General features: G+C 63.3%; 1 protein-coding gene. It reads left to right on the forward strand.

Annotation, left to right across the window (positions count from 1 at the left end; translation table 11 throughout):
• On the forward strand, positions 1 to 469 hold a 469-nt coding region (locus tag LCI23_RS20465), incomplete at both ends, for a tandem-95 repeat protein (RefSeq protein ID WP_224948279.1).

Consider the following 469-nt stretch of genomic DNA (forward strand, 5'->3'; position numbering starts at 1 on the left):
CTACACCGTCAGCGACGGCCAGGGCGGCAGCAACACCTATACGGTCAACGTCACTGTCACGCCGGTGAACGACCTGCCGGTGGCTGGCAATACGAACATCACGACCGCCGAAGATACGGCCAAAGCCGGTACGCTTCCTGTTGCAAGCGACGCCGATGGCGATACGCTCACGTACTCGAAGGCGTCCGACCCCGCACACGGTACCGTGAGCATCGCCGCCGACGGCACCTACACGTACACCCCGGGCGCCAACTACAACAGCACCGACAGCTTCTCCTACACCGTCAGCGACGGTAACGGCGGCAGCAACACCTATACCGTCAACATCACTGTCACGCCGGTGAACGACCTGCCAGTGGCGGGCAATACGAACATCACGACCGCCGAAGATACCGCGAAGGCCGGCAGCGTGCCGGCGGCAATCGATCCCGATGGCGACACCGTCACCTACGCCAAGGCGAGCGATCCT

Source organism: Massilia sp. MS-15, from assembly GCF_020176695.1.
Lineage (GTDB): Bacteria > Pseudomonadota > Gammaproteobacteria > Burkholderiales > Burkholderiaceae_D > Telluria > Telluria hydrophila.